The organism is Streptomyces recifensis (genome assembly GCF_002154615.1).
GTDB classification, from domain to species: domain Bacteria; phylum Actinomycetota; class Actinomycetes; order Streptomycetales; family Streptomycetaceae; genus Streptomyces; species Streptomyces griseoluteus.
Genome location: NZ_MUNH01000508.1, coordinates 1 through 8,705, shown reverse-complemented (window position 1 = coordinate 8,705; position 8,705 = coordinate 1). Strand labels below are relative to the sequence as shown.

Below are 8,705 nucleotides of genomic sequence, written 5' to 3'. Positions count from 1 at the left end.
AGCTGGCCCGCGCCACCGGCAACTGGCCGCTGACCACGTGGTTCACCGCGAAGGGCGTGCCCGGGGACCTGCTCGCGCGGCACCCCTGGAACCGCCGCTCCGCCCCGACCTCGCTGGCCGAGAACATCGACGGCATGCCGGAGGACGACGACCTCAACTACCCCCTCCTGGGCCTGCTCCTGCTCCGCCGCCACAGCCGCGCCTTCACCACCGACGACGTGGCCCGGCTCTGGCTGGACGAACTGCCGCCCGGCCGTGCCTTCACCGCCGAGCGCGTCGCCCTGCGCAACCTCCTCGCCGGAGTCGAGCCCCCGCACACCGCCCGGTTCCGCAACCCGTTCCGGGAGTGGATCGGCGCCCTGATCCGGGCCGATGTGCACGGCTGGACCAACGCGGGAGATCCGGGGGCGGCCGCCGCGCAGGCACACCGGGACGCGGTCCTCACCCACACCTCCACCGGCGTGCACGCGGCGATGTTCGCGGCCGCCGTCATCGCGTCCGCCGCCACCGGCACCCAGGACGTGCACGCCTGTCTGCGCACCGGCCTCACGGTGGTCCCGCCCGCCTCCCGGCTGGCCCGCGCCGTGACCCACGCCGTGCGGCTGGCCGAGGAGCACCAGGACTTCGACGACGTGGTGGACGCCCTGCACGCCCTGCACGGCCCCGGCCACCACTGGGTGCACGCCCTGCCCAACACCGCCCTGATCGCCGCCGCCCTCACCCACGCAGACGGCGACTTCACCGGTTCGGTCTGCCGGGCGGTGTCGGGCGGCTGGGACACCGACTCCAACGGCGCCACGGCCGGCTGCGTCGCCGGCCTCCTCGCGGGCGCCCCCGACGCGCTGCCCGAGCGCTGGCGGGCCCCGCTGAAGAACCGGCTGGCCAGCACGGTCGCCGACTTCGACGGCACCGGTTTCGACACCCTCGCCCGACTCACCCACCTGGAGGCGACCCGCCCATGACCCACATCGTCGTGCTCGGCAGCACGAACATGGACCTCGTCACCTATGTCACCCGGGCCCCGCAGCGCGGCGAGACCGTCACCGGCCGGGAGTTCCGCACCATCCCCGGCGGCAAGGGCGCCAACCAGGCGATGGCCGCCGCCCGCGCGGGCGCCACGGTGTCGCTGATCGGCGCGGTCGGCAACGACGCGTACGGCGTCCGGCTCCGCGACAACCTCGAACACTCCGGTGTGGACACCGACTTCCTCCGTACGGTGGAGGGCCCGTCCGGCACCGCGCACATCGTGGTGGACGACGAGGGCAACAACGCCATCGTCGTCGTCCCCGGCGCCAACGGCACCGTCGACCACCTCTCCCCCGGCGACGAGGGCCTGATCGCCTCCGCCGACGCCCTGCTGCTCCAGCTCGAAGTACCGCTCCCGGCCGTGATCGCGGGTGCGGAGGCCGCGCGGCGCCACGGCGTCCGTACGGTCCTCACCCCCTCCCCCGCCCAGCCGCTGCCGGAGGAGCTGCTGAGCGTGACCGACGTGCTGGTCCCCAACGAGTACGAGGCCGTCACCCTCACCGGCCGCACCGACCCGCTCGACGCGGCCGTCGGCCTGCTCGACCTGGTGCCGGAGGTGGTCCTCACCCTGGGCGAGGCGGGCGTGCTGTACGTGTCCCGCGACACCGAACCGCTCGCGGTGCCCGCGCACCAGGTCGCCGCGATCGACTCCACCGGCGCGGGTGACACCTTCGCCGGGGCGTACGCGGTCGCCGTGGCCGAGGAGAAGCCGCTGCGGGAGGCGCTGTCCTGGGCGGCGGCCGCGGCCGCGCTGTCGGTGCAGCGGGAGGGCGCGTCGGCTTCGATGCCGTACCGCCCCGAGATCGAGGCGCAGTACACCTCATGAGCGCCGACCGCCCCGACGACGCCACCCGCCCGCCGCTGGACGGCCTGCGGGTGCTGGACCTGGCCACCCTTTTCGCCGGTCCGCTGGCCGCCACCATGCTCGGTGACTTCGGCGCCGAAGTGATCAAGGTCGAGCATCCGCTGCGGCCAGACCCGTCCCGCGGGCACGGCCCGGCCAAGGACGGCATCGGCCTGTGGTGGAAGATGCTCGGCCGCAACAAGCGGACCATCACCCTGGACCTGTCCCGCCCCGGCGGCCGGGACACCCTGCTGAGGCTCGCCGCCACCGCCGACGTGGTGATCGAGAACTTCCGTCCCGGCACCCTGGAGAAGTGGGACCTGGGCTGGCCCGAGCTGTCGGCGGCCAATCCCCGGCTGGTGCTGGCGCGGGTCACCGCCTTCGGCCAGTTCGGCCCGTACGCGCACCGGCCGGGCTTCGGCACGCTGGCCGAGGCGATGAGCGGCTTCGCGGCCCTCACCGGCGAGCCGGAGGCGCCCCCGACCCTGCCGCCCTTCGGGCTCGCGGACTCCGTCGCCGCCCTGGCCACCTCGTACGCCGTGCTCACCGCGCTGGCTGCCCGCCGGCGCACCGGCGCCGGGCAGGTGGTGGACATGGCGATCATCGAGCCGATGCTCGCGGTGCTGGGCCCCCAGCCGACCTGGTACGACCAGCTCGGCTACGTCCAGGAGCGCACCGGCAACCGGTCCGCGAACAACGCCCCGCGCAACACCTACCGCACCCTGGACGGCAGCTGGGTCGCGGTCTCCACCTCCGCGCAGTCGGTGGCGGAACGGGTGATGCGCCTGGTGGGCCGCCCGGAAATGATCGACGAGCCCTGGTTCGCCACCGGTGTGCAGCGGGCCGCGCACGCCGACGAACTGGACGAGGCGGTCGGCAACTGGATCGCCGCCCGCCCCCGTGACGAGGTGCTGGCCGCCTTCGAGAAGGCGGAGGCGGCGATCGCCCCGGTGCAGGACGTCCGGGACGTGTTCGAGGATCCTCAGTACCTGGCGCTGGACACGGTCACCACCGTGGCCGACCCCGACCTCGGCCCGCTGCGCATGCAGAACGTGCTCTTCCGGCTCTCCGCGACCCCCGGCGCGATCCGCTGGGCCGGGCGCGGGCACGGTGCCGACACCGACGCGGTCCTCACCGAGCTGGGCCTCGGCCCCGCCGAGATCGGCGCGCTGCGCGAGGAGGGTGCGCTGTGACCCCGTTGACCTGGCTCTACGTCCCCGGCGACCGGCCGCGTGTGGTGGACAAGGCGCTCGCGGCGGGCGCCGACGTGGTGGTGATCGACCTGGAGGACGCGGTCGCCCCGGACCGCAAGGAGTACGCCCGCGCGGCCACCGCGGAGCGGCTCGCGGACCCCCAGCCGGTCCCGGTCCACGTCCGCGTCAACGGTCCCGGAGGGCCCTGGGCGGCCGCCGACCTCGCCGCCCTGGCCGCGTTGCCGGGCGCCTCCGGGCTGCGGCTGCCCAAGGTGGGGGTGCCCGAGCAGATCCGCCGTACCGCGGAGGCGACCGCGCTCCCCCTGTACGCCCTGCTGGAGTCCGCCCTCGCCATCGAGCACGCCTACGCCATCGCCACCGCCCACCCCTCGCTGCGGGGCCTCTCCCTCGGCGAGGCCGACCTCCGCTCCGACCTCGGGGTACGGGCCGACGCGGGCCTGGACTGGTGCCGCTCCCGAGTGGTGGTGGCCGCCCGCGCGGCGGGCCTCGCCCCGCCGCCCCAGTCGGTGCACCCCGACGTCAGGGACCTGGACGGGCTCGCCGCGTCCTGCGCCCACGGCCGCGCGCTGGGCTTCGTGGGCCGCGCGGCGATCCATCCCCGCCAGCTCCCGGTGATCGCGCGGGCCTACCTGCCCACTCCGGAGGAGGTGGCGGAGGCGGAGACGGTACTGAAGGCGGCGGCCGCCGAGCAGGGCGCCCTCGCCCTCCCGGACGGCCGCTTCATCGACGCGGCTGCGGTGGCGCAGGCGCAGCGCATCCTGTCGATGGCGGGCGGGTCCTGAACACGCCGGAGGGCGCCCGGCAGAGTTCCGGGCGCCCTCCGGCGTGCGTACGGGGGCGGCGTCAGCCCTTCTTGCCGGAGTCGGCGGTGTCCTTGATCCCGGCCTCGGCATCGGGGCCGGACTCGGACTCGGGTTCAGCCTTCTCGGCATCCCCGGCCTTCTCGGTCTTCTCCGCCTCGGTCCCGTCGGCCTTCGCGTCCTTGGCCTCGGTCTCGGTCTCCCCGTCACCCGCGTCCGCCTCGGCCCCACCGGCATCCGGATCGTCGGAGACACCCTGCTCGACCACCGCCTCCCGGCACGGACGGCGCCGGGCGGAGAGCACCAGGTAGGTGACCGCGAGCAGGAACACCACGACGGCGGTCCAGACGTTCAGCCGGACACCCAGGATGTGGTGGGCGTCGTCCACCCGCATGTACTCGATCCACGCGCGGCCCGTGCAGTACGCGGCGACGTACAGCGCGAAGGCGCGGCCGTGGCCCAGTTTGAAGCGGCGGTCGGCCCAGATGACCAGGAAGCCGACGCCCACGCACCACAGCGACTCGTAGAGGAAGGTCGGGTGGTAGTAACCCGGTACCCGGCCGCCCTCGGAGGAGGTGATGTGCAGGGCCCAGGGCAGGTGGGTCTCGTGGCCGTACAGCTCCTGGTTGAACCAGTTGCCCCAGCGGCCGATGGCCTGCGCGAAGGCGATGCCGGGGGCGACGGCGTCGGCGTAGGCGGGCATGGCCACGCCCCGGCGGCGGGCGCCGATCCAGGCACCGAGCGCGCCGAGGGCGATGGCGCCCCAGATGCCCAGGCCGCCCTCCCACACCTTGAAGGCGTCCACCCAGTCGCGGCCCGGACTGAAGTACAGCTCGTAGTCCGTGATCACGTGGTAGAGCCGGCCGCCGACGAGGCCGAAGGGCACGGCCCACACCGCGATGTCGGCGACCGTGCCGGGACGGCCGCCCCGCGCGATCCAGCGCTTGTTGCCGAGCCAGACGGCGACGAAGACGCCGATGATGATGCAGAAGGCGTAACCGCGCAGCGGGATGGGGCCGAGGTACAGCACCCCGCGCGACGGACTGGGAATGTAGGCAAGTTCCATGGCAGGACCGACGCTACCGTGCCGGGCCGTACGGTCGCCGCGCGGCCGGGCTACGGGTGCGTAACGGGGAGGTGAGAAAAACCCTCATCCCCGGTCGGCGCTCTCCACCATCTCCTTGAGCTTCGCGGGAGTCAGGGACTGGTCCTGGTAGATGTTCTTGCCGCCGAACAGCACGGTCGGCGTGCCACTGAAGCCGCCGGAGGCGAACGCCTTCTGGGAGCGGTCGACCCAGGTGTTGTGGGTGCCGTCGTTCACACATGTGCGGAAGGCGGGCGTGTCGAGGCCCTTGACCTTGCCCGCGAGGTCGATCAGCTTGCCGTTGTCCGCGAAGGCGTCGTCGGTCTCCGGGGGCTGGTTCTCGTACAGCACGTCGTGGAAGTCGCGGAACTTGCCGGCGTCCTGGGCGCAGGCCGCCGCGTTGGCCGAGTGCAGCGAGCCGGTGCCGCCCGTGTTGCCGTCGATCAGCCGGACCAGGTGGTACTCGATCCGGAGCTTGCCCGCGTCGGTCAGCTCGTGCAGCGTGGAGCGGTACCGCGTCTCGAAGACCTGGCAGGCGGGGCAGCGGAAGTCCTCCCAGACCGTGAGCGTGGACTTGGCGTCCTCCTTGCCGACCGGGATCGCCAGGCTGTCCTTGCCCTGGGCACCGGAGGGCGCCACGACCGGGCCCGCGTTCTTGCTGCCCTTGTCCTTGCCCGCGTTGGCCGCGATGACCCCGATCACCGCGGCGAGGCCCAGCACGCCGACGACACTGACGCCGACGATCAGCGCGCGCCGGCGCCTCTCCGCGGACTTCTGCTTCTCGCGCTCGGCGGCCAGGCGCTGGCGGGCGTTGCGCTTTCCGTCACGGTTCTTCTCGCTCACACCCCCTGAACGAACCGGGGAGACGCATTGCGCCTCCCCGGCCGGAGGTCCACCCGTTCGAGTGACGTGGTACGACCGGGGTCAGGCGCCCCGGCGGACGCCCTTCGCCAGGTCGGCGGCGAGCGCGCGGACGGCGTCGACACCGGAGGCGTCGTCGGGGGCGTCCAGCATGCGCTTGACGAAGGCCGAGCCGACGATGACGCCGTCGGCGAAGGCGGCCACCTCGGCGGCCTGGGCCGCGTCGGAGACGCCGAGGCCGACACAGACGGGCAGGTCGGAGCGGGTGGCGCGGGTGCGCGTCACCAGGTCCTCGGCCTGCGCGCCGACGGACTCCCGGGTGCCGGTGACACCCATCAGCGAGGCCGCGTAGACGAAGCCGCTGCCCGCCGCGGTGATCTCGGCGAGCCGGGCGTCCCGGCTGCTGGGGGCGACCACGAAGACGGTGGCGAGACCGTGCTTCGCGGCGTGCTCGCGCCAGAGCGCGGCCTCCTGCACGGGCAGGTCGGGCAGGATGCAGCCCGCCCCGCCCGCCTCGGCCAGCTCGGCGGTGAACCGCTCCACGCCGTAGCGGTCGATGGGGTTCCAGTAGGTCATCACGAGCACCGGCTTGCCGGTGGCCGCGTGGGCCTCGCGGACCGTGCGCATGACGTCCGCGATCCGTACGCCGCCGCGCAGGGCGATGTCGTCGGCGGTCTGGATGACCGGGCCGTCGAGCACCGGGTCGCTGTGCGGCAGGCCGACCTCGACGACGTCGGCGCCACCGTCGAAGGCCGCCTTGATCGCCTCGATGCCGCCGTCCACGGTCGGGAACCCGGCCGGGAGGTAGGCGATGAGCGCGGCGCGGTCCTCGGCCTTCGCGGCGGCGAGGGTGTCCGACAGCAGGTTGATGTTGCCGCTCACTTGGCGTCCCCCTCGATCTCGGCGGTGTGGGCCTCGTCGGCCGCGACCTCGGCGTCGGTGTCGTAGAGCCCGAAGTACCGGGCGGCGGTGTCCATGTCCTTGTCGCCGCGTCCGGAGAGGTTGACGACGATCAGCCCGTCCGGGCCCAGTTCCTTGCCGACCTCCAGGGCGCCGGCCAGCGCGTGGGCGCTCTCGATGGCCGGGATGATGCCCTCGGTGCGCGACAGCAGGCGCAGCGCCTGCATGGCGGCGTCGTCGGTGACCGCGCGGTACTCGCCCCGGCCGGAGTCCTTGAGGTAGGAGTGCTCGGGGCCGATGCCGGGGTAGTCCAGGCCGGCCGAGATCGAGTACGGCTCGGTGATCTGGCCCTCGTCGTCCTGGAGGACGTAGGAGCGGGAGCCGTGCAGGATGCCGGGCTCGCCCGCGGTCAGGGTGGCCGCGTGCTCACCGGTGTCGATGCCGTGCCCGGCGGGCTCGCAGCCGATCAGGCGTACATCCGCGTCGGGGATGAAGGCGTGGAAGAGGCCGATCGCGTTGGAGCCGCCGCCGACGCACGCGATGGCGGCGTCGGGCAGGCGCCCGGCGCGCTCGAGGATCTGGCGGCGCGCCTCGACGCCGATGACGCGGTGGAAGTCGCGGACCATCGCCGGGAAGGGGTGCGGGCCGGCGACCGTACCGAAGAGGTAGTGGGTGTGGTCGACGTTGGCGACCCAGTCGCGGAACGCCTCGTTGATGGCGTCCTTCAGGGTGCGGCTGCCGGACTTCACGGCCACGACCTCGGCGCCGAGCATGCGCATCCGGGCCACGTTGAGGGCCTGGCGCTCGGTGTCGATCTCGCCCATGTAGATGGTGCAGTCGAGGCCGAAGAGGGCGCAGGCGGTGGCGGTGGCGACGCCGTGCTGGCCGGCGCCGGTCTCCGCGATGACGCGGGTCTTGCCCATCCGCTTGGTGAGGAGGGCCTGGCCGAGGACGTTGTTGATCTTGTGTGAGCCGGTGTGGTTCAGGTCCTCGCGCTTGAGGAACACGCGGGCTCCGCCGGCCTCGGCGGCGAAACGCGGGACTTCGGTGAGCGAACTCGGCCGGCCCGTGTAATCGACCATGAGGCCGTTCAGTTCGCGGGCGAACTCGGGGTCCGCCTTGGCCTTGTCGTACTCGACGGCGACCTCGTCCACGGCGGCGACCAGGGCCTCCGGGATGAACTTGCCGCCGAAGGCGCCGAAGTAGCCCCCGGTGGTGGGAACTTGGCCCTCCGGGTCGGGGAAGAAGTAGTTGTTGCTGGGCATGCCAGTACCTCACGGTGAGTGCGTGTGAAATCGACACTGATCGCCGTGGGGGCGGGGAAGCGTTGTCGGTCGCGCGCCGTCAGTGGCTGGTCGCGCCCACGCGGCAAGGCCGCAGAATCGAACGGTGCCCCGCGCCCCTACAGGTCGGCTGTCGCCATCGCATGCCGTTGATCTGGCCCGGCTCCGCCCCGATGTGGTACCTCACCCTGCGGCCGTGGACGCGGCGGGCCGGGGCACGGCAGCCGCGGGGACGGCAGCCGCGCGCGAGGCGGGCGTGGCGGTCCACGGTGGTGGTCAGGGCGGGAGTCATCGGGGTCAAGCCTACCGGGAGATCAGCCGCGGCCGTGCCGGAGCGCGGGGTGCTCGCCCGCGGCCACCAGGTCGGCCACCGCGGCCTTGGGGTCGCGGCCGGTGACCAGGGACTCGCCGACCAGGACGGCGTCGGCGCCCGCGTTGGCGTAGGCGATCAGGTCGTGCGGGCCGCGTACACCGGACTCCGCGACCTTGACCAGCTCGTCGGGGATCTCGGGGGCGATCCGCTCGAAGGTGCCCCGGTCGACCTCCAGGGTCTTCAGGTTGCGGGCGTTCACCCCGATGATCCTGGCGCCCGCGTCCACGGCACGCTCGATCTCGTCCTCGTCGTGCACCTCGACCAGCGGGGTGAGCCCGATGGAGACGGCGCGCTCGATCAGCGACTCCAGCGCGGGCTGC

General features: G+C 73.4%; 10 protein-coding genes. 4 read left to right on the top strand and 6 right to left on the bottom strand.

Going from position 1 to position 8,705, the window contains the following annotated elements; all coding sequences use genetic code 11:
• From CCN33_RS24385 to CCN33_RS24370, 4 genes are all read left to right on the top strand, one after another.
• The coding region (locus tag CCN33_RS24385) for an ADP-ribosylglycohydrolase family protein (RefSeq protein ID WP_086695637.1) at positions 1-962 on the top strand (962 nt) is incomplete at its 5' end.
• Positions 959-1,852 (top strand): ribokinase, encoded by an 894-nt coding sequence (gene rbsK, locus CCN33_RS24380; protein ID WP_086695636.1) that lies wholly within the window; start codon positions 959-961, stop codon positions 1,850-1,852. The genes CCN33_RS24385 and rbsK, both read left to right, overlap by 4 nt.
• Entirely contained in the window at positions 1,849-3,063 is a 1,215-nt protein-coding gene (locus tag CCN33_RS24375; protein WP_208621873.1) for a CaiB/BaiF CoA transferase family protein, read from the top strand. Before rbsK ends, CCN33_RS24375 begins: the two co-directional genes overlap by 4 nt.
• Positions 3,060-3,866: an HpcH/HpaI aldolase/citrate lyase family protein gene (locus CCN33_RS24370; protein WP_086695635.1), complete on the top strand. Its 807-nt coding sequence runs from the start codon at positions 3,060-3,062 to the stop codon at positions 3,864-3,866. The genes CCN33_RS24375 and CCN33_RS24370 overlap by 4 nt, the downstream gene beginning before the upstream one ends.
• A gap of 61 nt (positions 3,867-3,927) precedes the next feature.
• On the opposite strand, the gene lgt is transcribed toward CCN33_RS24370, so the two are convergent.
• The 6 genes from lgt to CCN33_RS24340 all read right to left on the bottom strand — a co-directional run.
• The gene (lgt, locus tag CCN33_RS24365; RefSeq protein ID WP_086695634.1) at positions 3,928-4,950 is read right to left on the bottom strand and encodes a prolipoprotein diacylglyceryl transferase; all 1,023 of its coding nucleotides are present in this window, start codon (positions 4,948-4,950) and stop codon (positions 3,928-3,930) included.
• Positions 4,951-5,034: 84 nt separating this feature from the next.
• Positions 5,035-5,811, bottom strand: coding sequence for a DsbA family protein (locus CCN33_RS24360; protein ID WP_086695633.1), 777 nt, complete (start codon positions 5,809-5,811; stop codon positions 5,035-5,037).
• Between the two features lie 81 nt (positions 5,812-5,892).
• Complete coding sequence (trpA, locus tag CCN33_RS24355) at positions 5,893-6,711, bottom strand: tryptophan synthase subunit alpha (protein WP_086695632.1); 819 nt, start codon at positions 6,709-6,711, stop codon at positions 5,893-5,895.
• A complete protein-coding gene (gene trpB / locus CCN33_RS24350) occupies positions 6,708-7,994 on the bottom strand; it encodes a tryptophan synthase subunit beta (protein ID WP_086695631.1) in 1,287 nt (428 codons plus the stop codon). The genes trpA and trpB overlap by 4 nt, the downstream gene beginning before the upstream one ends.
• 79 nt (positions 7,995-8,073) lie before the next feature.
• Entirely contained in the window at positions 8,074-8,304 is a 231-nt protein-coding gene (gene trpM / locus CCN33_RS33880) for a tryptophan biosynthesis modulator TrpM (protein WP_086695630.1), read from the bottom strand.
• A 22-nt stretch (positions 8,305-8,326) separates the two neighbouring features.
• Positions 8,327-8,705, bottom strand: a 379-nt coding sequence (locus CCN33_RS24340; protein ID WP_425275867.1) for an indole-3-glycerol phosphate synthase TrpC, incomplete at its 5' end; no start/stop codon positions are given.